At 43.8% G+C, this 283-nt stretch carries 1 protein-coding gene; it reads right to left on the bottom strand.

All coding sequences use genetic code 11. The features are described 5' to 3' along the window. Nucleotides 1-282 (bottom strand): reverse transcriptase N-terminal domain-containing protein (locus JIG41_RS16075; protein ID WP_199525087.1); only part of this gene is annotated, 282 nt, incomplete at its 3' end. Nucleotide 283 lies beyond the last annotated feature (1 nt).

Raw genomic sequence — 283 nt, 5'->3', positions numbered from 1 at the left:
TTGATTGACTGCTTTCATGCGGCGCGTATCCGTATTCCAGATGACGCCGTCTATTCCGGGCGTTTTACTGCCTTTGTTTTGTGATACTCGCTTAACAGCAAGAAGTTTTGCCGAATGCGAGTGAGTCAGTATCCACTGCAATGCTTTCGCTTTGCCGTGTTTACTTTCTCTTGTTGCTTTTGCAATACGCATCTGAAGCTTTAAAACGTGTGACTCAACAGTTTTCCAATTTATGGATTGCCATTGAGCACTGTCAGGAGAGGCACTAATCTCTTTTGAAATC

This window comes from Pseudoalteromonas sp. bablab_jr011, assembly GCF_016464045.1.
GTDB lineage: Bacteria > Pseudomonadota > Gammaproteobacteria > Enterobacterales > Alteromonadaceae > Pseudoalteromonas > Pseudoalteromonas lipolytica.
The sequence above is the reverse complement of the archived record's forward strand: the minus strand, read 5'-3'. Positions and strand labels throughout refer to the sequence as shown.